The following is a 26,894-nucleotide window of genomic DNA, read 5'->3' as shown; positions in this document are numbered from 1 at the left end:
ATTTTACCGACGCTCACTGAGAACTAGCTCCATCAACTCCCAATCTGCAGGATGGGTTACCTTGAAGTTCCGGGTAGCACCCTCGACCAAAAGAGGTTGCCCACCTAAGCGCTCAATCGCGCTCGCTTCATCGGTAATATTGGCCCCCGCTTCAATGGCCTGACTTAATGCATCATGGAGCACTTTGAGAGGAAACATCTGTGGGGTTTGTGCTTGCCACAGATGCGAGCGATCAATCGTCGTCTTGGCACGCATCGCATCGTGCGTGGTCTCTTTCATCGTATCGGCAACCGGCATTGCTAAGAGACCACCGGATTGCAATGTCTGATGGTGACTCTCAGTTTGCTCTTGAGCTTTGACTAAAGTGATGAGCCTGGCAATCAATTCAGGGGTGATTCCTGGGCGGGCTGCATCGTGCACTAATACCCAATCCTGCGGATCAACTCCTAGATCAAGCATTGCCGCAAGTGTATTTAAGACCGTTTGCTGCCGAGTGGGGCCACCTGTTTCCAGGAATTCAAAGCGTTTAACCGGATGAGGGTAACGTGATTTAAGGTCATGAATCAAAGAGTTTGAGCCAGGACTCATGCCGATCCAGACCGAGTTCACCTTAGGGCAGGCAAAGAAAGCATCCAAGGCATAAAGCAACATGGGCTTACCTGCCAAATGCCGAAACTGTTTAGGCTGATCGCCACCCAAGCGTACGCCCATGCCCGCAGAGGGCAATACGGCATGGCAAGGTTTAGTTAGTCTTGCCATGGCAGGTTCAGAATGGGATACATACCTGATTCTATAATGCTTCTAGATGTCGGATGCTGTCAATCCAGCGGCAGCGCCAAGGCCTGCTGCTTTACTTACACCCCCTATTCCCGTGCTACGGGCGGGGCAGCGCTTTACCTTCGATTCCATTGTTGGCTCAGCCGATGCCGCGCTTCTCGCACAAATGGCAGGCGCCTATCGCAGCAATTACAGCCAGTTTGTGGTGCTCTGCGCCAATGCGACCGATGCCCAGCGCTTACTGGAGGAGATTCCGAGCTTTGCTCCGCAATTGCGCATTCGCTTACTGCCAGATTGGGAGATCCTGCCCTACGATCATTTCTCACCGCATCAAGATTTAATCTCGGAGCGCTTGGCCACTCTCTATGAAATGCAAAACGGCACCTGCGATCTGATCCTAATGCCAGTGACCACCGCATTGCAGCGGCTTGCCCCACCCGCATTTTTATCCGCTCATACTTTTTTCTTTTGCCAAGGCGAGCGCTTAAATGAAGAGGCTCTACGTTTGCAATTGCAACAGGCGGGTTACGATCCCGTTAGTGCAGTGATGCGCCCTGGCGAGTACAGCATTCGGGGTGGCTTAATTGATCTGTTCCCAATGGGGTCATCCCTCCCCTATCGCCTCGATCTCTTTGGCGATGAGATTGAACATATCCGTGCTTTCGATCCAGATACGCAACGCAGCTTGTATCCGGTGAAAGAAATCCGCTTACTGCCCGGTCATGAGTTTCCGTTTGATGAGGCCTCACGCACTGCCTTTCGAGGGCGCTGGCGCGAGTATTTTGAGGGAGACCCAACTCGCTGCTCAATCTACAAGGATGTAAGTACTGGAATTCCGACGGCGGGGATTGAGTCTTACCTGCCGCTGTTTTTTGATGAGACCGCCACCGTCTTTGATTACTTTGTGCGCAGCGATCAAGAGGATAGTCGCAGCGATATTTGTCTTGGCTATGTGGGTGATATTGAAACCAGTATCACGCAGTTCTGGAAAGATACCGAGCAACGCTATGCTTTTCTAAAGCACGATCTCGAGCGTCCTGTGCTAAAGCCTCAGGATTTGTTCTTGAGCTTAGAGCAGTTTTATACGATTGCGAAGTCCTATCCGCGCTTTGTGCTCCAAACGCAAGCCGCATTGGATTCAGCGACGGAACCTGTCTTTACCCAATTACCAGATGTCGCCATTCATCGACGCGATGCCGATCCCCTCAAGCGCTTGCGGCAATTAGTTTCTCAAAATGAATGGCGCATCCTAATTTGTGCAGAGAGTGCAGGACGACTCGAGTCAATTCGGCAACTCATTGAAGAGAGTAATTTAGGGTCTTCTAAAGATGCAGCGTTTGCTTTACACCCACAGGGTGTAAACACCATCGCTGATTTTGTAAAAGGTGATGAGCGCTTTGGGTGTTGCGTATCTCCCCTCTTTAATGGCTTTGTTTGGCAATCCCAGCAATTACTCATCATTACGGAGGCTGAGCTCTTCACGCAAACGGCGCGTCAGCGTCGGGGTAAGGAAACCAGCAATAGCGATCCCGATACCCTCTTTAGGGATTTATCCGAGCTCAAGGTCGGCGACCCTGTGGTTCATGTTGAACATGGCATTGGTCGTTACCAGGGCTTGGTATTACTCAATATGGCGGGTCCTAAAGAAGCACCCGCCTTCGAGGAATTTTTGCACCTCATTTACGCGCACGATGCAACCTTGTATGTGCCAGTCCAACAACTTCATCAGGTCACGCGCTATGCGGGGGCCGATCCGGATTCAGCGCCCTTACATCAATTGGGCTCTGGTCAGTGGGATAAAGCCAAGCGCAAGGCTGCTCAGCAAATACGAGATACGGCAGCAGAGCTTCTCAATCTCTATGCCGCACGAGCAATCCGCAAAGGTCATGCCTTCGAGTTCTCGGCACATGACTATGCCGCGTTTGCAGAGAGCTTTGGCTTTGAAGAAACGCCGGACCAAGCGAATGCGATTGCTGCAGTGATTGGCGATATGACTAGCGGCAAGCCGATGGATCGCTTGGTTTGTGGCGATGTGGGTTTTGGTAAAACCGAGGTGGCACTTCGCGCTAGCTTTGTGGCGGTGATGGGTGGTAAACAAGTGGCGATTCTGGCACCCACTACCCTACTGGCTGAGCAACACGCTGCCACCTGGAAAGATCGTTTTGCCGCCTGGCCAGTTCGGATTGTGGAGCTCTCACGTTTTAAGACTGCTAAAGAGATCAGTGCGGCATTAGCTGCGATTGCTGCCGGTGAGGCTGATATTGTGATTGGTACCCATAAGCTGCTCTCCAAAGAGACGCAATTTGCGCGCCTTGGTTTGGTAATTGTTGATGAAGAACATCGCTTTGGTGTGCGTCAGAAAGATGCCTTGAAGGCATTGCGTGCAGAGGTGGATATCCTCACACTCACTGCCACTCCAATACCGCGCACTTTAGGTATGGCGCTCGAGGGCTTGCGAGAGTTCTCGGTGATTGCCACTGCTCCTCAGAAACGTCTAGCCATTAAGACCTTTGTGCGACGTGAGAGTGATGGTGTGATTCGGGAAGCGGTCTTACGCGAGATCAAACGTGGTGGTCAGGTGTACTTCTTACACAACGAGGTGGAGACCATCCAGAATCGCAAGCAAGCCTTACAGATGCTCTTACCCGAAGCCCGAATTACCGTGGCGCATGGCCAAATGCACGAACGCGAGCTTGAAGCCGTGATGCGAGATTTTGTCACGCAGCGCAGTAATGTCTTGCTGTGTACCACCATCATTGAAACCGGGATTGACGTACCAACCGCCAATACCATCATCATGCATCGCGCTGATAAGTTTGGTTTGGCGCAGCTCCACCAATTGCGCGGTCGCGTAGGTCGCTCGCATCACCAAGCCTATGCCTATCTTTTAGTGCCTGACCCAGATGCCCTAACGAAGCAAGCGCGTTTACGCCTAGACGCGATCGTGGCGATGGAAGAACTCGGTTCTGGTTTTTATCTTGCTATGCACGATTTAGAGATCCGTGGGGCTGGTGAGGTGTTGGGTGATAAGCAATCGGGTGAGATTCATGAAATTGGCTTTCAGCTGTATACCGAGATGCTCAATCGCGCAGTCAAGTCCTTACGCAGTGGTAAGGAGCCCGACCTACTCTCACCCATGCAAGCGGTGACCGATGTTAATTTAGGGGCACCCGCTCTCCTGCCTGCGGATTATTGTCCCGATGTGCATGAACGCCTATCGCTCTACAAACGCTTTGCCAGCTGTGAAGCCTTTGATGAGTTGAGCCAGTTGCGTGAAGAACTCGTCGATCGCTTTGGTAACTTACCTGATCCTGCCAAGGCCTTTTACGAGACCCATCGGCTACGCCTTGAAATGGTTCTCTACGGCATTCAGAAAATGGATGCGAGTCCAAATGGCATTCAGGTAAGTTTTATTGCACACCCCCCATTGGATCCCGTGAAATTGATTCGTTTGGTGCAATCCAACCCTCATGTGCAACTCAATGGCCAAGATCGCATTAAATACTTGCCTACTAAGGGGTCCTCGTTTGATCAGCTTGAGCAGCGCATCGAAGCGATCCGACAGCTCATGAAACTCTTAAGCACGGCTCTGGTGGCCTCGGCACATCCTCTACCAACTCCTGCGCTCTCATCGATCGCTTAGGCATAATTGATTTATGGTGTCTTCATCATCTCACCCCTTCCCCAGTTTGCAAATCTTAGGATCAAAGGCGACTGATCCCCAACTCGTTTCAGGCTTAGAACGCGCTATGCAAACCCTGGGGATTGATTTTCAGCATACTGCGGGGAGATTTTTATTAATGCGCGAGATTGAAGCATTCGAACGCAATGGTCTGCGCCAGTATTGTGCAGAGCGTGGTTGTGATTTGGCCATTCTACCTACTGGCTTTAATCCAAGCACACTGAAGGTCTTGGCCATGGATATGGACTCGACCTTAATCAATATTGAGTGCATTGATGAAATTGCTGACTTTACTGGCAAGAAAGCAGCGGTCGCAGAAATTACTGCGGCCACGATGCGTGGCGAGATCCCAAACTTTGCCGAGAGCTTGCGTCGCCGTGTTGCCCTATTAGAGGGTGCGTCCATCTCGGCTTTGCATTCGGTCTATGAGGAACGCTTACAACTCAATCCCGGAGCCGAGCTCTTGATCAGCGGTGCGCATGAACGTGATATGCACACCCTACTGGTTTCTGGTGGCTTTACATTCTTTACCGATCGCATGCAAGAACGCCTTGCCTTGTGCGAGACGCACTCCAATCAACTAGAGATTGTGAATGATCGGCTCACTGGTAAGGTCTTAGGTGAGATTGTGGATGGAGCGGCCAAGAATCGGTTTGTGGAAGCGGCGTGTGCCCGCTATGATCTTGATAAGCGCGCTGCAATTGTGATTGGTGATGGCGCCAATGATCTATTGATGATGGCCGACTGCGGTTTGAGCGTCGCCTATCGCGCCAAGGCGATTGTTAAAGAAAAAGCCGACGTCGCTTTAGACAACGTCGGCTTGGATGCAGTCCTCGAACTGCTCTAAGGCTTAGAGTCGCTCAAATACCGCGGCAATGCCTTGACCGCCACCAATACACATGGTGACTAAGCAATATTTACCGTTGGTGCGATGCAATTCATAAATGGCTTTAGTGGCGATCGCAGCACCGGTGCAACCTACCGGATGACCAAGGGCAACTGCACCACCGTTCACATTGGTCTTTGCTGGGTCCAAACCTAATCCCTTGGTGACAGCAATTGCCTGCGCAGCAAAGGCTTCATTGGACTCAATCACATCCATCTTGTCTAAAGTCAATCCAGCGCGTTGCAAAGCAATCTTGGTTGCGGGAATGGGGCCCTCACCCATGATGTGATTGGGTACACCAGCGACTGCATAAGAGACCAAACGTGCGATTGGCTTTTGTCCGGCTTTGGCAGCCACATCAGCCGCGGCCAAGACCATGAAGGCAGCACCATCGTTAACACCCGATGCATTTCCTGCGGTGACTGTACCACCTTCTTTTTTGAAGGCAGGCTTCATCTTCGCTAAGGTCTCCATGGTGGTATCCGGTTTGCAATGCTCATCGGTATCAAACACCACATCACCCTTTCGGGTCTTTAATGTAATCGGTACGATTTGGGATTTAAAGCGTCCTTCTTTAATTGCTACTGCTGCACGGCGATGGGATTCAACAGCAAAGGCATCTTGATCATCGCGTGTAATCTTCCATTTCTCAGCCAAGTTCTCGGCAGTGATGCCCATATGACCCACACCAAAAGGATCTGTGAGAACGGCGACCATCAGGTCAATCATTTTGGTATCGCCCATGCGTGCACCATTGCGCATTGCAGTGGCTCCATACATGGCACGCGACATCACTTCAACGCCACCGCCCACACCATAGTCATAATCATTGAGCATGATGCCTTGCGCAGTGGTCACAATCGCTTGCAATCCAGAACTGCACAAACGATTCACTGCCATCGCGACTGAATCCATCGGTAGTCCCGCTTGGATTGCCGCTACACGTGATACATAAGCGTAGCGTGAGTCAGTTGGCATAGTATTACCGACCGTCACATAATTAATCTTGGCAGGATCGGCGCCAGAACGGGCAACGGCTTCTTTCATCACCACACCAGCCAACTCTGATGGCTCCATGCCACTGAGACTGCCGCCATAACTACCGATTGCAGAACGCGCTGCACTTAAGACCACGACTTCACGACTCATCATTGTTCCCTTCTTTACAGATTAGCCCAATAGCTAGTTTTAGCTCATTATCTACACTTGCACAATCAGATCATGCCCTTGCGTATCAAGGACGGTTGCCTTTACAAACTCCCCAACCCGATAGCGCTTGGAGGGCTTGCTAGGTGGCAAAATTTTGACAATCCCATCAATTTCTGGGGCATCGGCCGCACTCCGACCAATCCCCCCCTCTGGGGTCACATGATCAACCAATACCCGAATGCGTTGGTCTACTAATCGCCGTAAGCGCCGGCTCGATTGCTCCTCAGCAAGCGCCATAAAGCGAGAGCGCCGCTCCTCGCGAATGGGCTCTGGGACGGGGTTGTCGAGCGCATTCGCAGTAGCACCCTCCACCGGTGAATACGCAAAACATCCGGCTCGATCGATTTGCGCCTCTTCCATAAATTGCAATAAGGCTGAAAACTCCTCTTCGGTCTCCCCGGGAAATCCAGCAATAAAGGTACTGCGGATCACCAGGTCAGGACAAATCGCACGCCATGACTGGATTCGGTCCAGATTTTTTTCACCACTGGCGGGTCGCTTCATGCGTTTGAGGACATCTGGGTGTGCATGCTGAAATGGAATATCAAGATACGGTAAGAGTCCAAATCCCGTGTCCTTGAATTGAGCCATGATCGGCAAAATCTGATCAACATGCGGATAGGGGTACACGTAATGCATCCGCACCCAGGCTTGATGCGATATGGCGAGCTCATGAAGTGCAAGTGCTAAATCGTAAAGACGGGTCTTAATGGGTTTGCCATCCCAAAAACCGGTGCGGTACTGAATATCCACACCATAGGCACTCGTGTCTTGCGAAACCACCAAGAGCTCTTTAACTCCCGACTCAAAAAGTTTTTGTGCTTCTTGCAACACATCGCCGATGGGACGCGATACCAAATCGCCTCGCATGCTTGGAATGATGCAAAAGCTGCAACGATGATTACAACCCTCTGAAATTTTTAGATAAGCGTAATGCTTTGGTGTTAGTTTGATCCCTGCCGGAGGCACAAGATCCAAAAATGGGTCATGCGGTTTGGGTAAATGGGTATGTACGGCTTGCAAGACTTCAGCGGTTGCATGTGGTCCAGTTACCGCTAATACTTTGGGATGGATGCTAGTAATTAGATCGCTACCATCGGCATTTTTCTTGGCACCTAGGCAACCGGTCACGATCACCTTGCCGTTCTCGGTGAGGGCTTCTCCAATCGCAGACAGACTTTCCTCCACTGCAGAGTCAATAAAGCCGCAGGTGTTGACGATCACCAGATCGGCCCCAGCATAGTCTTTTGCGGTCTCATAACCTTCGGCACTTAACTGCGTCAAGATGAGCTCAGAATCCACCAATGCTTTGGGACACCCCAATGAAACAAATCCTACTTTTGCAACCACGAATAATGCCCAATCTTAATGATGTAATGAAAGTCTCTAAGCCCTGTGCTTAGGAGTTGGAATTCGATGCGTCAGATTTGCCTTTGAATGGGAAGCCAGTAAAGAGTTGGTTCGAGCCTTGCATTTGTTCCTGCATTTTTAGGAATAAGTCCTTGCTCTGATCCATATAGTTGGTCATCAAATTTTGCATAAAAGGATTTTGCAAGTTCATCATTTGGGTCCAGGCTTCAGTACCACCACCGGTCATCGACTTGGATTGCTCCGCTAACTTTTGCTGCATATCCATAAAGGATTGCATGGTGCGCTCCAAATGGCTCCCCATCAACCCTTGCATCGAGTGACCATAAAAACGGATCATTTGCTGCAGCATCTGGGTCGTGAAGAGCGGCACCCCGCAGGCCTCTTCTTCAAGAATGATCTGCAAGAGTATGCTGCGGGTCAGATCCTCATCGGTTTTAGCATCGAGAACCTTAAAGCTCTCGGACGCCATGACCAACTGCTTAATGTCAGCAAGAGTTACATAGGTACTCGTCTGGGTATCGTAGAGACGCCGATTGGGGTACTTTTTGATTAGGCGCTCATCGCCAGCCCGTTTTGTTCGTGTAGCCATGGTGATTCCCTTGCTCGCTGTTGCAATGCAGAATTTACCTTAGTTTAGCCTGTATGGATCCCCCCATTGACCGAGAAGTCGGCGCCGGTTGAGAAGGCGCCGTCGTCTGAGGCAATCCAAGCGCAGATTGAGGCAATCTCGTCGGGGGTTCCCAGGCGCTTCACTGGGATTGTGCCGACAATCTTCTCAAGCACATCCTCCCGAATTGCCTTAACCATATCCGTCGCAATATAGCCTGGTGAAACGGTATTCACGGTCACCCCTTTGCTAGCAACCTCTTGGGCTAGCGCCATGGTGAAGCCATGCAAGCCTGCCTTGGCAGTGGAATAGTTGGTTTGACCAAACTGACCCTTCTGACCGTTGACCGAGGAGATATTAATGATCCGGCCCCAACCGTTATCGATCATGCCATCAATTACTTGCTTGGTTACATTAAAGAGCGAGTTCAGATTGGTATCAATCACCGCCTTCCAATCCTCAGGGGTCATCTTCCGAAACACGCTATCCCGAGTGATGCCGGCATTGTTCACCAAGACATCAACCCGACCTACCTCGGCTTTGACCTTCTCAAAGGCTGCTTTGGTGCTCTCCCAATCGGATACATTACCCTCAGACGCAATGAACTCATAACCCAAGGCTTTTTGCTCACCAATCCAACGATCCTTGCGGGGCGAGTTTGGGCCGCAACCAGCAATCACCTTAAAGCCGCCTTTGGATAAACGCTGACAGATCGCCGTGCCGATTCCGCCCATCCCACCTGTTACGTATGCAATCCGTTGTGCCATCATCTTCTCCTTGTATTCAGATCAATCGATTAAACCTTTTGCGCCTTTTCTTTGACGTAGGTGCCAGGTGCTGCAACTAATTTTTTGTACTTGCCATGCCCATAATTTTTCGGTGCAGGAATCTGTTTACCACCATATTGAGCGAGCCACTCGGTAAAGTCGGGCCACCAACTACCGGGCACTTCTTTGGCACCTTTGAGCCATGCATCCGCGGTTTTTGGTAAATCAGAATTAGTCCAATAATTGCGTTTCTTCTTATGCGGAGGATTAATTACACCCGCAATATGACCCGAGGCCCCCATCACAAACCGAATCGGCCCCTTCAAAATTTGAGTACTCTGATAACCCGAGTGCCATGGCACGATGTGATCATCACGTGATGCGTAGATGTAAGCAGGGACCTTGATCTTACTTAGATCAATCTTCTCCCCACAGACCTTGAGCTTGCCCGGTTTGGCTAGATCATTTTGCAAGTAAGTATGGCGCAGATACCAGCAATACATCGGGCCAGGCAAATTGGTGGAGTCCCCATTCCAGTAGAGCAAATCAAATGGCGGTGGCGAGTTACCTTTGAGGTAGTTATCCACCACATAGTTCCACACCAACTCGTTGGGTCGCAAGAAGGAGAAGGTATTGGCTAACTCCAAACCAGATAAGAGGCCATAACGCCCTTCAGCACCACCGATGGATTTCTCACGCAGATTGACCAAGGACTCATCAATAAAGACATCGAGGATGCCTGTGTCCGTGAAATCCAATAAGGTGGTCAAAAGCGTCAGGCTTTCAATAGGATCCTGTTTACGTACAGCCAGCACTGCGAGTGCGGTGCTCACTAAGGTACCGCCCACACAGAAGCCCAAGATATTGATCTTGTCTTGTTGACTGATTTCCTGCGTAACCCGAATTGCTTCGAGCACGCCAGTACCCACATAGTCCTCCCAGGTAATGCGATTCATGCTGGCGTCTGGATTTTTCCAGGAGACCAAAAATACGGTGTGCCCTTGGCTCACCATATAACGCACTACAGAGTTATCAGGTTGCAAATCTAGAATGTAGTACTTGTTAATGCACGGGGGAACCATTAAGAATGGTCGCTCATAAACCTGATCAGTGAGAGGCTTGTACTGAATCAATTCAAAGAGCGAGTTCCGAAATACCACCGCACCTTCGGTCTGTGCCAAATTTTTACCCACCTCAAAGCCACTCTCATCGGTTTGGCTCACCTTTCCTTTGCCAAGATCACCCAATAAGTTCAAGATCCCCTTTTGAATCGATTGACCTTGGGTCTTGAGGATAGTCTCCAATGCCTCTGGGTTGGTGGCCAAGAAGTTTGAGGGCGATAAGGCATCAATCATTTGATTGGTCGCAAACTCAATGCGCTGTCGAGTTTTGGTATCGGTCTGCACGGCTTGCACGAGCTCATTGAGATAACGTGCATTCAATAAATAGGTGGAGACTAGTGCTTTGCTCCAAGGGTTTTGCCAAGCCTCGCCCATAAAGCGTCGGTCTTTGAATTCCAATGCGCTGGGATCTTTACCCAATTTACCAAGGTCTTCGAGATATTTGGTTTGAATTTCGGAGAGCTTGTCTGGGGGAATCATGGCCATGTATTGCGGGGCCAAGCTTGGTGAATTACCCAAATTCATGATGATGGTGATCTTCTTAAAAGTGTCAATCAAACTAAACAGTACGTCTCTATTCTCAGGTGATTATGACGCAAGGGTTATAAGCACTAACCCTAGCATTTATCAGGATCGCTGGGCTGAGATGCGGCAATTACCTTGATTGCTAGGGCTTCGGATTGAACCAAATCAAGCTAGCAAAGCGTCCCGTGGGGGTTTCACGGCGATAGGAGTAAAAACGTTCAGGATCACTGAAGGTACATAAATCGCCGCCATAGACCGCACCAATACCCAAGGCTTGCAGGCGGGATTTGGCAATTCGTGGCAGATCGGCCCAATACTTCTCATGGCTTGAGGTCTGATTAGGAATAAAACATGCATCGTCGAGTAGATAATCAAATTGCACTGCTGACTCCATAAACGCAGCACGCACTTCACCACCCACTTCGTAATGTGCCACCGAGATGCTCGGACCAATCCATGCGAGCACATCGGATGCGGTGCTTGAGGACTCTTTGAGAAGTTTGGCTACCGTATTTTCCAGAATACCGGCACATAACCCACGCCAACCCGCATGTGCAGCAGCAACTGCTGTTCCTGATCGATTCGTGAAGAGCACTGGCATGCAATCAGCCGCCAAGATGCTCAACACGGTTTGCGGAGTCGTCGTCACACTCGCATCCGCCTCAATGATGCAATCGCCGATACCCTCGTGCACACCTTTTGCTAAGACCACATCGGTACCATGCACTTGCTTAATCCAAAATGGTGCTTGCGGTAATAAGGCGTTGAGCAAGGCCCGATTTTGTTGCACAATTTTTAGATCCTCGCCAGCAAATGCGCCTAGATTGAATTGATCATATGGTGCTTGACTAAAGCCACCTTGCCGGGTGGTTGTAAAGGCATGCACATTAGTAGGTGCTGGCCAATCGGGTCTCAGAATACGAAGCGGGCTCATGAGGAAGAGTCATCAAATGGTTTGGGAAGATCTGCGGCATCCATATGCACTTGCGCATGCAGTTCTAAGAGATCATTTGGAATGGGAGCAAACCATCGCATCGGTTCGTGTGTGCTTGGATGCACAAACTCCAACGCAAACGCATGGAGGGCTTGGCGCTTTAAGAACAATTGACTCGCAGCCGCTGGGATTCGTTTGCGATACACCGGGTCGCCTAATAATGGATAAGACAAAGACTCAAGATGAACGCGAATTTGATGGGTTCGACCGGTCTCCAAGCGACACTCCAACAATGAGACCTTACTCTGTTGGTAGGCGCCCAGCGCTAAGCGTTTGTAATGGGTGCGTGCGGCTTTGGCATTGGCTACTCTAGAATCGGCAGGCACCACGGCAATCTTCAGTCGATCGCGCGGGTCGCGTGCCAAGGCAGCGTTAATCGTGCCATGTAATGGAGTATCGCCCCACACCCAGGCTAGATAGCGCCGCTCCACCAAATGATCTTGCAATAGTCGTACTAAGGCAGTTTGGGCCAATGCCGTACGAGCCACCACAAAGAGTCCTGAGGTGTCCTTATCGAGTCGATGCACAATCCCAGCACGAGGCAACTGGGCAAGCTCGGGGTAATGAAACAGAAGACCATTGAGTACCGTTCCAGTCCAATTGCCAGCCGCGGGATGCATTACTATCCCAGCCGCTTTATTAAAGACCAAGAGGTGATCATCTTCATAGATGCAATTGAGTGGAATATCTTCTGGCTCAAATGCATGTTGCTCCGGCATCTCTTGTGGAAAGACCCGAATCGCCTCACCGCCTCGCAAAATCTGGCGAGATTTAACGACCTTGCCGTCAACTAGAACCGCTCCTTGATTGGCCCATGCCTGTATCCGATTGCGGGAGTAGTCGGTTAAAAAATGGGCTAAGACTTTATCTAAACGCTCTCCCGCCCATGCATCCGGGATCTCAAGCGCAATGAAATCCTCATCATCGATATAATCAGAGGGATTCGGATCAGGAGTTTGCGGCAATGCCACGCTGGAAGGACCTTATTGTGTTATCAATTCCCCCTATGGGGCACCATCGTGCTAGTTTAAGGCTTGTTGCTCTTGCGTCACTAGTTTCTTCCGCAATGCTTCTCACCTCATGCGCCAATACCAGTACCGATGAAACCTTGGGCTGGTCCGAAGCTAGGCTATATACCGAAGCGCGCGACAAGATGAATGAGAATGATTTTGATAAGTGCGGTCAGTACTTTGAGAAACTGGAGGCGCGCTTCCCCTTTGGTCCCTACTCCCAGCAAGCTCAGATTAATTCCGCGTATTGCTTTTGGAAAGCCCAGGAGCCTGCCCAAGCAATGGTCCAAATCGATCGCTTCATTAAGTTGCACCAAGGTAGCCCCAATTTAGATTACGCGTATTACCTCAAGGGCCTGATCACCTTCAATGACGATTTAGGATTTTTAGGAAAGTTCACGGGACAAGATCTGAGTGAACGTGATCCCAAAGCAGCCAAAGAGGCCTTTGAATCCTTCAAGGTCGTGGTGGAACGCTTCCCCAACAGTAAATACGCCCCCGACTCACTTGATCGCATGCGCTACATCGTCAACTCTTTAGCAGAGGCTGATGTGATTGTGGCGCGCTACTATTACGATCGAGGCGCATACTTAGCTGCTGCCAACCGTGCTCAACTCGTGATTCGGGATTACGATCGTGCGCCAGCGGTTGAGGAAGCACTCTTCATTTTGGTTCAGTCCTATCAAGCCTTGGGGATGTATGACTTAAGCTCTGATGCCATGCGGGTCTTTAAGCTCAATTTCCCTGATAGTCAGATCTTTAAAACGGGCAAGCGCGTTCAGAAAGAGCGCAAGTGGTGGCAGTTCTGGATCACTAAATAATTTCGAGCGGTACCCGAGGCGCAATCGCGCATACCAGTTCGTAGCCAATCGTTTGGGCATGTGTTGCCACATCATCGACAGGCAAGTTTTTACCCCACAACTCTACTTTGGTGCCGACGGTTGCCCAGGGCGCATGGGTGAGATCAATGGTTAGCATATCCATCGAGACCTGGCCCGCAATCGGGCAAAGCCGTGATTGGCTTGGATCATCCGCATAAACCCAGACTGGGGTGCCGTCTTTTGCATGACGAGGATAGCCATCCGCATAGCCACAAGCAATAACACCAATTCGCATCCGCCCAGTTGCTCGGAATCGTGATCCATAACCCACTGCGTCGCCCGGCTCTAGATCTTGAATCGCAATGATGGAGCTTGACAGGGTCATCACCGCTTGCAAATTGGCATGGGCAATATCCGCAAACTGACCCGATGGAGAAATCCCATGCAACATAATTCCGGGACGGACCCAATCACCTAAAGCGTTGCGATGCCATAAGACCGCTGCCGAGTTAGCCAGCGAGGTCTCACCCGCTAATCCATCAATTGTCTTGATAAAGCACTCCATTTGGGCGCCGACTGAGGGCTCGCGATCAACGTAGTCGGCGTTTGCAAAGTGAGTCATATGGTTCATGCGGTGCCCGGCGGCATGAAGCCGATGGTAGGCTAATCGATACGCCTCTGGTCGAAATCCAAGACGATTCATCCCAGAGTTGAGTTTGAGAAAGATGGTGACGGGATGGGCTTGCTTTTCAAGCCAAGTCACTTGATTGGGGTTGTGGACCACCACATCGCAGTCCAGCTCAATCACCGAAGGAATATCACCCTCTTGGAAAAGACCCTCTAACAGCAAAATGCGCTTGGTCCAGCCCTGCGACCGCAACCAGCGGGCATCATCGAGATCTAAGACCGCAAATCCATCGGTCTGCGAAAGTCCTGCCACCGCCGCCCTTAGGCTATGGCCATAGGCGCGGGCTTTAACCACAGACCATATGCGAGAATTACCCGCGAGTTCTCTGACCCGCCTTAAATTGTGGCCTAATGCAGCAGTGTCAATCGTTGCCAGAATCGGGCGTTCCAGAAATCTCCCCTTTCATGCTCTAATCTAGTAAATGAAGCAATTGTACGAATGAAACCAGGTTTTTACACCATTATGGCGGCGCAATTTTTTTCGTCGCTCGCCGATAACGCCCTGCTAATTGCGGCCATTGCCCTCTTAGCCCAACTCGCTGCCCCGGCGTGGATGACCCCGCTTCTCAAACTGTTCTTTGTGCTCTCCTATGTATTATTGGCTGCCTTTGTTGCTGCCTTTGCTGATTCCAGGCCCAAAGGTCAGGTGATGTTCATTACCAATACGATCAAAATTATTGGTTGTGCCGCGATGCTTTTTGGCGCTCACCCGTTAGCTTCATATGCGATTGTGGGTCTTGGAGCAGCTGCGTATTCACCAGCAAAATATGGCATTTTGACCGAGCTGCTCCCCCCTGAAAAACTCGTGGCCGCCAATGGCTGGATCGAGGGTTTGACCGTGGGCTCGATTATTGCGGGTACCGTCTTGGGTGGTGTGTTGATTAGCACCAAAGTTTCAGCTTCCCTCATGAGTTTTGATTTGCCTTTGTTTAACACGGGTGTTGATAGCCCTGCTGAATCCGCGATCTCGATCATTATGTTTATTTACCTGATCGCTGCCCTCTTTAACTTAAAGATTCCGGATACGGGAGCACGCTACCCAGAGCAGCGCTTAGACCCTATTCAATTGACCAAAGATTTTTTTGTCGGTTTTCATATTTTGTGGCGCGATCGCTTGGGCCAAATCTCTCTGGCAGTTACCACTCTTTTCTGGGGTGCGGGTGCAACCTTACAGTTCATCGTGCTGAAGTGGGCTGAGACCGCGCTGAATATGAACCTCTCGCAAGGGGCTATTTTGCAAGCAGTTTCTGCCATTGGTGTCGCCGGGGGTGCGGTTTGGGCAGCCTCACGTATTCCATTAAAGTCCGCTTTAAATGTCTTGCCATATGGCGTCGTAATGGGCCTGCTGGTATGCATCATGGCCATCTACCATATTGAATACATCCCATCAATCGTGCTCTTTAAGATTGGCGCCTTGGAAGTCAACTTTAATCTTCTACCTGCTTATATCCTTCTGATCACCGTAGGCTGGTTAGCAGGTTACTTCGTTGTTCCAATGAATGCCCTCTTACAACACCGTGGTCACGTCCTACTTTCTGCAGGTCACTCTATTGCTGTTCAGAACTTCAATGAGAACCTCTCGGTTCTAATGATGCTCATGCTCTATGCCCTGCTGATTTGGTTAGACGTTCCAGTACCCATCGTGATTACCGGCTTTGGTTTAGGCGTTGCCCTCACCATGTGGCTTGTGATTAAGAAGCATCAAGCCAACCAAGCCGAGTATGACTCGCTGCATCTGATTGGTGAAGCTAAACACTAATTAGAGCGATTGCAATACAGAGCGGGCTAGCAATAGATCTTGCCACAAGAGCGCTTTGTCCTTCGGTCGGTTGAGGCAGTGCGCCAGATCAACGCTGGCGATCAAAGGAATGTCTTGACCAGCAATCTCTAGGACCACATCCCGCAAGTGCGCGAGTGGCTCTTGCTCTCCACTTAAGGTCTGTGCTGCTTGCTCACCGAAGGCAAATGCCACACATGGCAAATGCGTATTCGGTGCTTGCGTATCGGTCGGTGAACGCCATTCCCATTCTTTGGGTAAGAGCCCGAGGGCCAAAATGATGTTCTGGAATAAGCGTTCTTGATCACCACCGGGCGCTTGACCATAAAACAGCCAATACACCTTAGGCTCCAAATTGGAGATGGCCTGATGAGGCTCAGCATTCGGAGACATGCTGGGTGGAGAGACTTCCGCAGCAGAACGCAAAGACCACTCGGTAATGCCCATTTCTTTTAAGTAACGTGAGCGATCGTCAATGTTCATAGGGTTTTGCAGGGCAATCGATGGCTTTGGTCATCACAATCGCGTCTTCACGCGTACTAGAAGAAGATTCTACTGGGTAATAGGCTTTGCGCCGCGCTAACTCTTCATACCCTGCCTTCTCATACAGTGCGATTGCAGCACAATTACTGGGACGAACCTCAAGCAAAATCCGCGGGATTGATAAATTAGATGCAATCATTTGGATAGCACTCATGAGGCGCAGACCCACACCCTGTTTGCGCAGATCCGTATCCACCGTAATATTAAGAAGATGGAGATCATCGACTGCGGGTAGCAAGATGCAATAGGCCCAAATGCGCTTGTCAGGATCGTCTACCTCGCGCAGGCAATATGCCCAATGGCCCGCTTCGATCGAATCGCTAAAGTTTTTGCGCGACCATGGGTGCTGATGCGAAATTGCTTCAATTGCCATGACCGCATCCAGATCGGATTCGGTCATCAGCTCCAGAACCAGCTCAGCCAAGCAAATGACCGGTTGGGGTGCGGCTTGCTGCATCGTGACGTTCTTGGGTAGTGAGAGCCACTTTATTACGAATATAGAGGGGCTCAAGCTGCTCAACCGAAATCGTTTGGTCCGCTTGATAACGCACTTGCGCGAGATCCAAGATGCTAAGTGCATTGGGCACTAGCTGCGAATCAATCTGTCGACCTACAAAATGATCCTTGAAATCATCGGCATACTCAGCAAGGGCATTACCGGCAATTAAATCTTGATGGTTATCCTCAATATACTCTGGGGCAGTTAGTTGTATTGGATGAATCGGTTTAGGCTGTGAGGCTTCTATTTGATAGCGAGCCCAATACACTTCACCCATACGGGCATCCAGAGCAATGGTGAATGTCGTGTTTTGAGGCATTTGATGGTGTTGCGCAAACTGCGATGCCATCGCATCAAGACTGGCCACCGGAATTACTGGCAATTGCGAGCCAACCGATAATCCCTGGGCAACTGCAACCGAGAGACGTACTCCAGTAAATGCTCCAGGGCCCACACCTACCGCCAGGGCATCCAGATCGGAGAAACGTGCGCCACACTGCTGTAGTAGCTCGCTGCACCATGGCAAGAGATGCTGACTCGCTTTTGATCCAAGTAGCTCATGCCGATACAGAATCGGTTTGTCATCAAAACATAAGGCCACCGAACACCACGAGGTCGAAGTGTCGATGGCCAAGATGCGCATGCTAGATGTCCTGAGTTTAAAACTCTTCGTACAGCGGCAAGGTTAAGAACTCCACAAAATCATCATTGGCAACCAAGTCCTCAAAGATCTTAGCGGCACGATCAAACTGTCCAACAGCACCGGAGTCTTTGACCTTCGTGAGCTCTTCACCAATCAGTTGACGCACTAGCTCAATGGTGACTTTACGACCGTCGTCGAGAACTCCTTTGGGCGACCGAATCCATTGCCATACTTGTGAGCGGCTGATCTCAGCAGTAGCGGCATCTTCCATCAGGTTATGGATGGGCACACAACCGTTACCAGCAAGCCAAGCACCCATGTAATGGATACCGACGTTAATGTTGTAACGCAGCCCCGCTTCGGTGATTGGTCCCTCTGGAGCAAAGTTGAGTAAATCCGCAGCGGTGACCTGAACGTCCTCGCGTTGACGATCAAATTGATTGGGTTTGTCACCCAATACGGCTTTGAACTCATTCATGCACAACTCAACCAAACCTGGATGGGCAACCCAACTACCATCGTAGCCATCGGTGGCTTCACGACGCTTATCCGTTGATACAGCTGCGAGCGCAATCGCATTCTTCTCAGGATCATTCTTAATGGGAATGAAAGCGCTCATTCCACCCATTGCTGGGGCGCCGCGCTTATGGCAGGTCTTTAAAAGAAAGAGTGCATAGGCGCGCATAAAGGGTGAGGTCATGGTCACCTTCACACGATCGGCCAAACAGAAGTTTTTATCGAGCTTAAATTTCTTAATCGCGGAAAAGATGTAATCCCAACGACCAGCATTTAATCCCGAACTATGGTCACGCAACTCATAGAGGATCTCATCCATCTCAAAGGTGGCATTGATGGTTTCAACCAACACCGTTGCTTTAATGCTGCCGTGCTTCATGCCCAGCTCTTTCTCAGCCATAGTAAAGATGTCATTCCATAAGCGAGCCTCTAGATGGCTCTCAATCTTTGGCAAATAGAAAAATGGGCCTAAGCCTCTCGCTTCGAGATACTTACCACTATTAAAGGTGAAGATGGCGAAGTCAAAAATACCGCCTGAGACACGCTGACCATCAACCAAGACATGTTTCTCATCGAGATGCCAACCGCGAGGACGAACAATTAAGGTCGCGGTTTTTTCATTGAGCTTGTATTCCTTACCAAAGAGATTGAGCTCAATATCACGGCGTACGGCTTTCTTTAAATTGACATGCCCTTGCACAATGTTTTCCCAATAGGGGCTATTGGAATCCTCAAAGTCCGCCATGTACGAATCTGCACCAGAGTTCAGCGCATTAATCACCATCTTGGCATCGACTGGACCAGTAAGCTCCACGCGGCGAGTTTCCAGTGCTTTGGGTACTGGAGCAATTTTCCAATCACCCTCACGAATGGATTTCGTTTCTGGTAAGAAATCAAGCGTTTGACCGGCGTCCAATTTTTTGGCTAGTTCAACCCGTTTTTTGAGGAGTTCCTGACGGCGTGGCTCGAAGGCGCGATGCAATTTAGCAACGAACTCGAGAGCCTCAGGGGAAACAACGCTTGCAAAATCCGGATTGAGTTTGGCTTTGAGCTCAATGCCACTGGATTCGATGGTTGGGGCGCCAGACATGAATACTCCTAATCGGTTTTAAGGATTAAATGACAAATTGATGACTATTATGCCTGAATTGTTGCACTGCACACAAATTGGGGTTTATGCCAATGCGGCAATTACATCGGGTGGCGCCTGAACAAGTTCAATTAAAACCCCTTCGCCCGAGAACATGAACTCCTCGTTCGCTTTGGGATGAACAAAAATGATGTCGTGACCTGCTGCCCCCTTCCGAATCCCGCCGGGGGCAAATCGCAGACCCTGTTGCGTCAACCACTCCACCGCCTTGGGCAAATCATCAACCCACAGACCAATGTGATTGAGTGGGGTTTGATGCACAGCTGGCTTTTTATCGATATCGAATGGTTGCATCAAATCAATTTCAACCTCGTGCGGGCCGCGACCGATGGTGCAAATATCTTCATCGACGTTCTCGCGCTCGGATACGAAGGTATCTTTGTATTGCAGCCCAAGAAGATCAACCCACAGCGCTTTAAGCTTTTGCTTATCGGTGCCACCAATGGCAATTTGTTGAACTCCCAGAATATTGAATGGTCGACTCATAGTGATCACTTCGCAAACTGAATAATGATTTGATCGACTGCGAGACTCGATCCCTCAGTGGCACATATATCGTCCACCACCCCATCTTGTGCAGCGAATAAAGTGTTCTCCATTTTCATGGCCTCAATCACAACCAATTTCTGACCGGCAGTAACCTTATCGCCCTTGACTACATGCAATTTGGTTAATAGTCCGGGCATCGGCGACAGTAGTAACTTGGATGTGTCAGGAGGCGCCTTATATGGCATACGGCGTTGCAACTCTGCCCCGAATGGACTTAAGACCACGCAGTCAAAATGCACGCCGTCTTGCATGAATACATAACCCAAGCCTGGGCGCTCCACTTGCGCACATGCCGTCGGTCCATCATTTAAACGATAGATCAAACGAATCGAACCGGGTTGCCAATTACTCTCCAAGAAATAATCCGTCATCATGTTCTTGCCTTGATTGGCTTTGACGGATATTTGGTAACCGTGATCACGTTGCTCAATCTTGGTGTCGTAGGATGTCTCACCATGCATCACCACAAACTCTTGGGTAATCTTCATTTCGTGGCCTAAGAGCTGCCCTTCAAGTAATTTGGCACGCTCCAAATAACGACGGTGCACAAAGCTTGCTAAAGCTGGTAAGCGATTCAGGTCACTGGGCTCAACCGATCCTTTTAAAAATCCCTTGGGGAACTCCTCAGCAATAAATCCAGTATTGAACTGGCCCGAGAGAAATCGTGGGTGTTGTAGTAAAGCAGATTGGAACTGAATGTTCGAATGAATCCCCCGAATTACAAACTCGTTGAGCGCCCCGCGCATTTTGCTCATTGCCTCCTCGCGGTTGGCACCATGCGTAATGAGTTTTGCAATCATTGAGTCGTAATACATCGGGATCTCGCCACCCTCATATACACCCGTATCAACTCGTACACCATCTTTGGATGCCGGGGGCTGATACTTCACCAAGCGTCCGGTCGATGGCAAGAAGTTTCGTAGAGGATCTTCGGCATTAATGCGGCACTCCATCGCCCAGCCATTGCGTGGAATTTGGTTTTGGGTAAATGCCAACTTCTCACCAGCGGCCACCCGGATCATTTGCTCGACAAGATCAAGCCCAGTAATGCATTCGGTGACTGGATGCTCAACCTGCAAGCGTGTGTTCATCTCTAAGAAGTAAAACGACTTGTCTTTACCAACCACAAACTCCACAGTACCTGCCGATTGGTAGTGAACGGCCTTGGCGAGCGCTACCGCTTGTTCGCCCATGGCTTTACGGGTGGCATCATCCAAGAATGGCGATGGCGCCTCTTCAATCACTTTTTGATGACGCCGCTGGATCGAGCACTCACGCTCCCACAAATACACCACGTTGCCGTGCGCATCGCCTAATACCTGGATCTCAATATGCCGCGGTTCTTCTACAAACTTCTCAATGAAGACGCGGTCGTCACCAAAACTATTAAGTGCTTCATTCTTACAAGCCACAAAGCCTTCGGCCGTTTCTTGGTCGTTATACGCAACACGCAATCCCTTACCCCCACCACCAGCAGAGGCCTTGATCATCACTGGGTAGCCAATTCCCTGCGCAATTTTTACCGCAGCCTGAGGATCATCAATAGCGGCGTTATGGCCGGGGATGGTGTTGACTTTTGCTTCTAGGGCAAGTTTCTTAGACGCAATCTTGTCGCCCATTGCAGCAATCGATTGATATTTGGGGCCAATGAAGATAATGCCCTCTTCCTCAACGCGCTTAGCAAACTCTTCGTTCTCGGACAAGAAGCCATAACCCGGATGAACCGCTTGCGCACCCGTTTCTTTACACGCCGCAATAATGCGATCCATTTGCAAGTAGGACTCGCGCGATGGTGGCGGTCCAATACAAACGGCCTCATCGGCAATCCGTACATGACGCGCCTCGGCATCCGCTTCGGAGTAGACCGCAACCGTTTGGATTCCCAAGCGCTTCGCAGTTAGCATCACTCGGCAAGCAATTTCACCGCGGTTCGCAATTAAGATTTTCTTAAACATAGTGATTCGTTAGTCGGTTAAATTAAAGAGGGATGTTGCCGTGTTTACGGGGAGGATTTTGCAAATCTTTGTCTTGCAACATCGCGAGTGATCGTGCAATCCGCTTGCGTGATTCATGAGGCATGATGACATCATCAATGTAGCCACGCCGTCCTGCGACAAAGGGGTTTGCAAACTTCGCTTTGTACTCTGCTTCACGCTCAGCAATCTTTTGCGAATCATTTTTCTCTTCGCGGAAGATAATTTCAACAGCGCCCTTGGGCCCCATCACCGCAATCTCTGCCGAGGGCCAAGCAAAGTTCACATCGCCTCGCAAATGTTTTGATGCCATCACATCGTAGGCGCCGCCGTAGGCTTTGCGTGTAATCAAAGTGACTTTGGGAACAGTGCAATCGGCATAGGCATAGAGCAATTTAGCGCCGTGTTTAATGATGCCACCGTACTCTTGAGCGGTACCTGGCATAAAACCTGGCACGTCGACCAAGGTCACGACCGGGATATTAAAAGCATCACAAAAGCGCACAAACCGAGCGGCTTTAATCGATGATTTGATATCGAGACACCCTGCAAGCACCAAAGGTTGATTAGCAACGATACCGGCAGTCTGGCCGCCAATGCGTGCAAAGCCAATAATGATATTCTTGGCATAGTCGGGCTGCAACTCAAAGAAGTCTTCATCATCCACAATCTTATGAATCAGCTCTTTCATGTCATACGGCTGATTGGGGTTGAGCGGCACCAATGTATAGAGCGAGTAATCAGGCTCATCCGACCAGACAAGACCGCCCAGAAAAGGGGCTTTTTCTTTATTTGAGAGCGGTAGATAACTGTAGAAACGGCGTAGCATCATGATCGCCTCAACATCGTTATTAAATGCCAGGTCACAAACTCCTGATACAGTGGAATGCGTGTTCGCACCACCCAAATCTTCTGCGGTGACATCTTCGTGGGTCACGGTTTTCACTACCTCGGGTCCAGTGACGAACATGTAAGAGGTGTCTTTCACCATGAAGATGAAATCCGTTAAAGCAGGTGAGTACACTGCCCCACCGGCACAGGGACCCATAATCAAGGAGATCTGCGGGATCACACCGGAAGCGGATACGTTCCGTTGGAAGATCTCTGCATAACCACCAAGCGAGGCGACCCCTTCCTGAATGCGTGCACCACCAGAGTCATTGAGTCCAATTACGGGTGCCCCCACTTTCATGGCCTGATCCATGATCTTGCAGATTTTCTCAGCATGGGCTTCCGATAAAGATCCGCCCAGAACTGTGAAATCTTGCGAGAACACAAACACCAAGCGCCCATTAATCATTCCATAACCGGTGACGACACCATCGCTGGGCACCGTTTGATCCGCCATCCCAAAATCCGTGCAGCGATGCTCCACAAACATATCCCACTCTTCAAAGGAGTCTTCGTCGAGCAGTAACTCGATCCGCTCGCGTGCAGTGAGTTTGCCCTTGGCGTGCTGAGCAGCAATGCGCTTTTGACCGCCACCAAGACGTGCTAACTCGCGCTTGGATTCCAATTGAGAAATAATGTCTTGCATAAAAACTCCTATTGAATATCGGGTGTTTGCATCGCGTCTAATAAACGACGCGCTGCCACAGAGGGTGCGATCGTGCCCTCATTCACGGCGGCACTGAGTTCGGGTAGTAACTGCTGTACTCCAGGATGGTTCTTAAAATTACTTTTGAGAGCGCTATCAATGCGTTCCCACATCCAAGCAGTGGCTTGCTGACGACGGCGTTTCTGTAGATGGCCATTCTTCGATTCGAGGGATTGAAAGCGAGTGATCTCATCCCACAATTGCGCTACACCTTGATTGAAAAGTGCGCTCATTTGCATCACCACGGGATGCCATTGCTCAGCATCATGAGCGGCGTGGTCTGGGTTCCCTGAAATCCCATTAAGCGCAAGGAACTGGTAATAAATGCTTGGGCTCGGGTGGCTGCATCCGGATCTAGATCCGCTTTATTAATCACGATGAGATCCGCGATCTCCATCACACCCTTTTTAATGGCTTGCAGATCATCACCGGCATTGGGGAGTTGCAACAACATAAAGAGATCGGTCATCCCAGCCACCGCAATCTCGCTTTGCCCTACCCCAACGGTCTCCACGATCACGACATCATGTCCCGCGGCTTCGGCTAAGAGCATCACCTCTCGGGTGCGCTCGGCAACACCACCCAAGGTTCCAGAGGATGGACTTGGGCGAATGAAGGCATTCTCATTGACTGACAGCAGTTCCATGCGGGTCTTATCACCCAAGATCGATCCACCAGATAAGCTTGAGGATGGATCAATTGCCAGGACAGCAACCCGATGGCCTTTGGAAATTAAATAAAGACCTAAGTTCTCAATTAAAGTGGATTTACCAACCCCGGGCACTCCTGAGATTCCGAGACGAAAGGATCGCCCCGTGTGCGGCAAGATGGTGTTGAGTAATTGATCGGCGCGCGCGCGATGATCAAGGCGCGTTGACTCTAATAAAGTAATGGCTTTGGCTAATGCCCGACGTTGCTCCGCACAGGGCTTGCCGAGCAAGGCTGCCACTAACTGCTCATCGCTTGGAGCTTTCGACATTGTGAGGGCTTAGCGCAGGTTGTTCCGAATTTGCTCGAGCACGTCTTTTGCAGAGGCGGGGATCGGCGTACCAGGTCCGTAGATGCCCTTCACGCCTGCCTCATACAAAAACTCGTAATCCTGTCGCGGAATGACGCCACCCACAAATACAATAATGTCGTCGGCGCCTTGTTTTTTGAGTTCCGCCACAATCGCAGGAACCAAAGTTTTGTGCCCAGCGGCTAAGGTAGAGATCCCCAAAGCATGCACATCGTTTTCAATGGCTTGGCGCGCACACTCCTCCGGTGTCTGGAATAAAGGTCCCATATCCACATCAAAGCCCAGATCAGCATAGGCGGTAGCAACCACTTTGGCGCCGCGATCGTGTCCATCCTGACCAAGTTTTGCGATCATGACGCGCGGACGACGTCCGTACTCTTTGGCAAACTCAGCGATCTCGACTTTAAGTTTTTCCCAACCTTCGGCTGAATCATATGCAGCTGCGTACACTCCGGTCACCTTTTGTGTATCGGCACGGTGGCGCCCATAAACTTTCTCCAAAGCATCCGTCACCTCGCCCACCGTTGCGCGTAAACGAATTGCTTTGACCGCTAAATCTAATAAATTGCCTGTATTGTTCTCGGCTGCTGTTGTCAGATCCGCCAAGGCTTGATTCACCTGCGCTTGATTGCGTTTAGCCTTGATGTCCTTTAAGCGAGCGATTTGATTATTACGAACCATATCGTTATCGATGACCAAGACATCCACCAAACTCTCTTCTTCCAGTTTGTATTTATTAACCCCTACGATCACATCTGACCCGGAGTCAATCTTGGCTTGCTTTTGTGCAGCGGCCGCCTCAATTTTTAACTTGGCCCAACCACTCTCAACAGCCTTGGTCATGCCACCCATCTGATCCACTTCCAGAATAATTTCCCAGGCAGCATCGGCCATCTCTTGAGTTAATTTCTCCATCATGAACGATCCCGCCCAAGGATCAACAACGCTCGTGATATGGGTCTCTTCTTGCAAAATTAATTGGGTGTTGCGGGCAATTCGGGAGGACATCTCCGAAGGCAAGGCAATTGCTTCATCAAATGAGTTGGTGTGCAGTGATTGCGTTCCGCCAAAGACCGCAGCCATAGCCTCAATCGTGGTGCGCACCACATTGTTATAGGGATCTTGCTCGGTGAGCGACCAGCCTGAGGTTTGGCAATGGGTACGCAACATCGATGACTTGGGATTCTTGGGATTGAACTCTTTCATAATGCGCCACCACAAGATGCGAGCAGCGCGCAGTTTGGCAACTTCCAGATAGAAGTTCATACCAATTGCAAAGAAGAATGAAAGACGGCCGGCAAACTCATCTACATCAAGACCTTTGGCCAAGGCAGTTTTGACGTACTCCTTGCCATCGGCCAGTGTGAATGCGAGCTCTAGGGCTTGATTTGCTCCAGCCTCTTGCATGTGATAGCCCGAGATCGAGATCGAGTTGAACTTGGGCATATTCTTTGCGGTGTACTCAATGATGTCACCGACAATGCGCATCGAGGGTCCGGGTGGGTAGATATAGGTGTTGCGCACCATGAACTCTTTCAGAATGTCGTTCTGAATCGTGCCACTCAGTTGCTCTTGCTTCACGCCCTGCTCTTCACCGGCCACGATATAACCTGCCAAGACTGGTAGTACGGCACCATTCATGGTCATCGAGACTGAGATTTTGTCCAAGGGGATGCCATCAAAGAGGATCTTCATATCCTCCACCGAATCAATCGCGACCCCTGCTTTGCCCACATCACCGACCACCCGTGGGTGATCCGAGTCATAGCCCCGATGCGTGGCTAGATCAAAGGCCACTGAAACCCCTTGACCACCCCCTTCGAGGGCTTTGCGGTAGAAACGATTGGACTCTTCGGCCGTTGAGAATCCAGCGTATTGACGAATGGTCCAAGGGCGCACCGCATACATCGTCGCTTGCGGTCCCCGCAGATAGGGCTCAAACCCAGGGAGTGAGTTCACATAAGGCAATCCCTGAAGATCATTTTGAGTGTAGAGCGCTTTTAGATGGATGCCGTCGGGGGTATCCCACCCTAAAGCATCCGGGTTGCCATTGGGCGCCGATTTACTGGCTGCTTTTTGCCATTGCTCAAGGGATTGATCGGCTGCAGCTGGCCACTGCCCGCTGGGTTGTGATGCGTTCTTGGTCATAAGCGCCCCATGTGTGCATGAATG

At 50.3% G+C, this 26,894-nt stretch carries 21 protein-coding genes and 1 pseudogene; 4 read left to right on the top strand and 18 right to left on the bottom strand.

Annotation, left to right across the window (positions count from 1 at the left end):
- Window positions 1–3: 3 nt before the first annotated feature.
- Complete coding sequence (gene ispD, locus QUE64_RS04495) at window positions 4–759, bottom strand: 2-C-methyl-D-erythritol 4-phosphate cytidylyltransferase (RefSeq protein WP_286226086.1); 756 nt, start codon at window positions 757–759, stop codon at window positions 4–6.
- A 46-nt stretch (window positions 760–805) separates the two neighbouring features.
- On the opposite strand from ispD, the gene mfd reads away from it, so the two are divergent.
- Window positions 806–4,420: a transcription-repair coupling factor gene (mfd, locus tag QUE64_RS04490; RefSeq protein ID WP_286226085.1), complete on the top strand. Its 3,615-nt coding sequence runs from the start codon at window positions 806–808 to the stop codon at window positions 4,418–4,420.
- Window positions 4,421–4,433: 13 nt separating this feature from the next.
- Window positions 4,434–5,306, top strand: a complete 873-nt coding sequence (gene serB, locus QUE64_RS04485; protein WP_286226084.1) for a phosphoserine phosphatase SerB — start codon at window positions 4,434–4,436, stop codon at window positions 5,304–5,306.
- A gap of 3 nt (window positions 5,307–5,309) precedes the next feature.
- Here serB and QUE64_RS04480 read toward each other — a convergent pair whose 3' ends face one another.
- The 7 genes from QUE64_RS04480 to QUE64_RS04450 form a co-directional block, all read right to left on the bottom strand.
- A complete protein-coding gene (locus QUE64_RS04480) occupies window positions 5,310–6,494 on the bottom strand; it encodes an acetyl-CoA C-acyltransferase family protein (protein ID WP_286226165.1) in 1,185 nt (394 codons plus the stop codon).
- 51 nt (window positions 6,495–6,545) lie between these two features.
- Window positions 6,546–7,904, bottom strand: a complete 1,359-nt coding sequence (rimO, locus tag QUE64_RS04475) for a 30S ribosomal protein S12 methylthiotransferase RimO (RefSeq protein ID WP_286226083.1) — start codon at window positions 7,902–7,904, stop codon at window positions 6,546–6,548.
- Between the two features lie 49 nt (window positions 7,905–7,953).
- Window positions 7,954–8,514 carry a polyhydroxyalkanoate synthesis repressor PhaR gene (phaR, locus tag QUE64_RS04470; protein WP_286226082.1) on the bottom strand — a complete coding sequence of 187 codons (561 nt, stop codon included), beginning with the start codon at window positions 8,512–8,514 and terminating at the stop codon, window positions 7,954–7,956.
- Between the two features lie 44 nt (window positions 8,515–8,558).
- A complete protein-coding gene (locus tag QUE64_RS04465; protein ID WP_286224633.1) occupies window positions 8,559–9,299 on the bottom strand; it encodes a 3-ketoacyl-ACP reductase in 741 nt (246 codons plus the stop codon).
- A gap of 29 nt (window positions 9,300–9,328) precedes the next feature.
- Complete coding sequence (gene phaC / locus QUE64_RS04460; RefSeq protein WP_286226164.1) at window positions 9,329–10,945, bottom strand: class I poly(R)-hydroxyalkanoic acid synthase; 1,617 nt, start codon at window positions 10,943–10,945, stop codon at window positions 9,329–9,331.
- Between the two features lie 142 nt (window positions 10,946–11,087).
- Complete coding sequence (gene pgeF / locus QUE64_RS04455) at window positions 11,088–11,879, bottom strand: peptidoglycan editing factor PgeF (RefSeq protein WP_286226081.1); 792 nt, start codon at window positions 11,877–11,879, stop codon at window positions 11,088–11,090.
- Window positions 11,876–12,910, bottom strand: a complete 1,035-nt coding sequence (locus QUE64_RS04450; RefSeq protein WP_286226080.1) for an RluA family pseudouridine synthase — start codon at window positions 12,908–12,910, stop codon at window positions 11,876–11,878. Before QUE64_RS04450 ends, pgeF begins: the two co-directional genes overlap by 4 nt.
- Before the next feature lie 35 nt (window positions 12,911–12,945).
- Between QUE64_RS04450 and QUE64_RS04445 the strand changes: the two genes are divergently transcribed.
- The gene (locus QUE64_RS04445; RefSeq protein WP_286226079.1) at window positions 12,946–13,770 is read left to right on the top strand and encodes an outer membrane protein assembly factor BamD; all 825 of its coding nucleotides are present in this window, start codon (window positions 12,946–12,948) and stop codon (window positions 13,768–13,770) included.
- Here QUE64_RS04445 and alr read toward each other — a convergent pair.
- Window positions 13,763–14,848 carry an alanine racemase gene (alr, locus tag QUE64_RS04440; protein ID WP_286226163.1) on the bottom strand — a complete coding sequence of 362 codons (1,086 nt, stop codon included), beginning with the start codon at window positions 14,846–14,848 and terminating at the stop codon, window positions 13,763–13,765. The two genes, QUE64_RS04445 and alr, sit on opposite strands and share 8 nt — an antisense overlap.
- A gap of 48 nt (window positions 14,849–14,896) precedes the next feature.
- Here alr and lplT point away from each other — a divergent pair, with 48 nt between their 5' ends.
- On the top strand, window positions 14,897–16,216 hold the full coding sequence (gene lplT / locus QUE64_RS04435) for a lysophospholipid transporter LplT (protein WP_286224630.1): 1,320 nt from the start codon (window positions 14,897–14,899) through the stop codon (window positions 16,214–16,216).
- On the opposite strand, the gene QUE64_RS04430 is transcribed toward lplT, so the two are convergent.
- From QUE64_RS04430 to scpA, 9 genes and pseudogenes are all read right to left on the bottom strand, one after another.
- Window positions 16,217–16,717, bottom strand: coding sequence for a DNA polymerase III subunit psi (locus QUE64_RS04430; RefSeq protein WP_286226078.1), 501 nt, complete (start codon window positions 16,715–16,717; stop codon window positions 16,217–16,219).
- Window positions 16,707–17,234: a ribosomal protein S18-alanine N-acetyltransferase gene (rimI, locus tag QUE64_RS04425; protein ID WP_286226077.1), complete on the bottom strand. Its 528-nt coding sequence runs from the start codon at window positions 17,232–17,234 to the stop codon at window positions 16,707–16,709. The genes QUE64_RS04430 and rimI overlap by 11 nt, the downstream gene beginning before the upstream one ends.
- A complete protein-coding gene (tsaB, locus tag QUE64_RS04420) occupies window positions 17,194–17,919 on the bottom strand; it encodes a tRNA (adenosine(37)-N6)-threonylcarbamoyltransferase complex dimerization subunit type 1 TsaB (protein ID WP_286226076.1) in 726 nt (241 codons plus the stop codon). The genes rimI and tsaB overlap by 41 nt, the downstream gene beginning before the upstream one ends.
- Window positions 17,920–17,935: 16 nt before the next feature.
- Window positions 17,936–19,525, bottom strand: coding sequence for a malate synthase A (gene aceB, locus QUE64_RS04415; protein ID WP_286226075.1), 1,590 nt, complete (start codon window positions 19,523–19,525; stop codon window positions 17,936–17,938).
- An 84-nt stretch (window positions 19,526–19,609) separates the two neighbouring features.
- The gene (locus QUE64_RS04410; RefSeq protein WP_286226074.1) at window positions 19,610–20,071 is read right to left on the bottom strand and encodes a VOC family protein; all 462 of its coding nucleotides are present in this window, start codon (window positions 20,069–20,071) and stop codon (window positions 19,610–19,612) included.
- 5 nt (window positions 20,072–20,076) lie between these two features.
- The gene (gene accC / locus QUE64_RS04405) at window positions 20,077–22,089 is read right to left on the bottom strand and encodes an acetyl-CoA carboxylase biotin carboxylase subunit (RefSeq protein WP_286226073.1); all 2,013 of its coding nucleotides are present in this window, start codon (window positions 22,087–22,089) and stop codon (window positions 20,077–20,079) included.
- Window positions 22,090–22,111: 22 nt separating this feature from the next.
- Window positions 22,112–23,644, bottom strand: a complete 1,533-nt coding sequence (locus QUE64_RS04400; protein WP_286226072.1) for an acyl-CoA carboxylase subunit beta — start codon at window positions 23,642–23,644, stop codon at window positions 22,112–22,114.
- Between the two features lie 8 nt (window positions 23,645–23,652).
- Window positions 23,653–24,683 (bottom strand): annotated as a pseudogene (meaB, locus tag QUE64_RS04395) (methylmalonyl Co-A mutase-associated GTPase MeaB).
- 9 nt (window positions 24,684–24,692) lie between these two features.
- Window positions 24,693–26,870 carry a methylmalonyl-CoA mutase gene (gene scpA, locus QUE64_RS04390; RefSeq protein WP_286226071.1) on the bottom strand — a complete coding sequence of 726 codons (2,178 nt, stop codon included), beginning with the start codon at window positions 26,868–26,870 and terminating at the stop codon, window positions 24,693–24,695.
- Window positions 26,871–26,894 lie beyond the last annotated feature (24 nt).

The sequence above is a fragment of the Polynucleobacter sp. HIN7 genome, assembly GCF_030297595.1.
In the GTDB taxonomy this organism is placed as follows: Bacteria; Pseudomonadota; Gammaproteobacteria; order Burkholderiales; family Burkholderiaceae; genus Polynucleobacter.
The sequence above is the reverse complement of the archived record's forward strand: the minus strand, read 5'-3'. Positions and strand labels throughout refer to the sequence as shown.

Coding starts and splice junctions, on each gene's coding strand:
- ispD (WP_286226086.1), bottom strand. CDS start 759: ATGGCAAGACTAACTAAACCTTGCCATGCCGTATTGCCCTCTGCGGGC.
- phaR (WP_286226082.1), bottom strand. CDS start 8,514: ATGGCTACACGAACAAAACGGGCTGGCGATGAGCGCCTAATCAAAAAG.
- QUE64_RS04445 (WP_286226079.1), top strand. CDS start 12,946: ATGGGGCACCATCGTGCTAGTTTAAGGCTTGTTGCTCTTGCGTCACTA.
- mfd (WP_286226085.1), top strand. CDS start 806: ATGTCGGATGCTGTCAATCCAGCGGCAGCGCCAAGGCCTGCTGCTTTA.
- QUE64_RS04400 (WP_286226072.1), bottom strand. CDS start 23,644: ATGCAAGACATTATTTCTCAATTGGAATCCAAGCGCGAGTTAGCACGT.
- QUE64_RS04465 (WP_286224633.1), bottom strand. CDS start 9,299: ATGGCACAACGGATTGCATACGTAACAGGTGGGATGGGCGGAATCGGC.
- rimI (WP_286226077.1), bottom strand. CDS start 17,234: ATGCAGCAAGCCGCACCCCAACCGGTCATTTGCTTGGCTGAGCTGGTT.
- pgeF (WP_286226081.1), bottom strand. CDS start 11,879: ATGAGCCCGCTTCGTATTCTGAGACCCGATTGGCCAGCACCTACTAAT.
- phaC (WP_286226164.1), bottom strand. CDS start 10,945: ATGAATTTGGGTAATTCACCAAGCTTGGCCCCGCAATACATGGCCATG.
- tsaB (WP_286226076.1), bottom strand. CDS start 17,919: ATGCGCATCTTGGCCATCGACACTTCGACCTCGTGGTGTTCGGTGGCC.
- accC (WP_286226073.1), bottom strand. CDS start 22,089: ATGTTTAAGAAAATCTTAATTGCGAACCGCGGTGAAATTGCTTGCCGA.
- QUE64_RS04430 (WP_286226078.1), bottom strand. CDS start 16,717: ATGAACATTGACGATCGCTCACGTTACTTAAAAGAAATGGGCATTACC.
- scpA (WP_286226071.1), bottom strand. CDS start 26,870: ATGACCAAGAACGCATCACAACCCAGCGGGCAGTGGCCAGCTGCAGCC.
- serB (WP_286226084.1), top strand. CDS start 4,434: ATGGTGTCTTCATCATCTCACCCCTTCCCCAGTTTGCAAATCTTAGGA.
- QUE64_RS04480 (WP_286226165.1), bottom strand. CDS start 6,494: ATGAGTCGTGAAGTCGTGGTCTTAAGTGCAGCGCGTTCTGCAATCGGT.
- aceB (WP_286226075.1), bottom strand. CDS start 19,525: ATGTCTGGCGCCCCAACCATCGAATCCAGTGGCATTGAGCTCAAAGCC.
- QUE64_RS04410 (WP_286226074.1), bottom strand. CDS start 20,071: ATGAGTCGACCATTCAATATTCTGGGAGTTCAACAAATTGCCATTGGT.
- lplT (WP_286224630.1), top strand. CDS start 14,897: ATGAAACCAGGTTTTTACACCATTATGGCGGCGCAATTTTTTTCGTCG.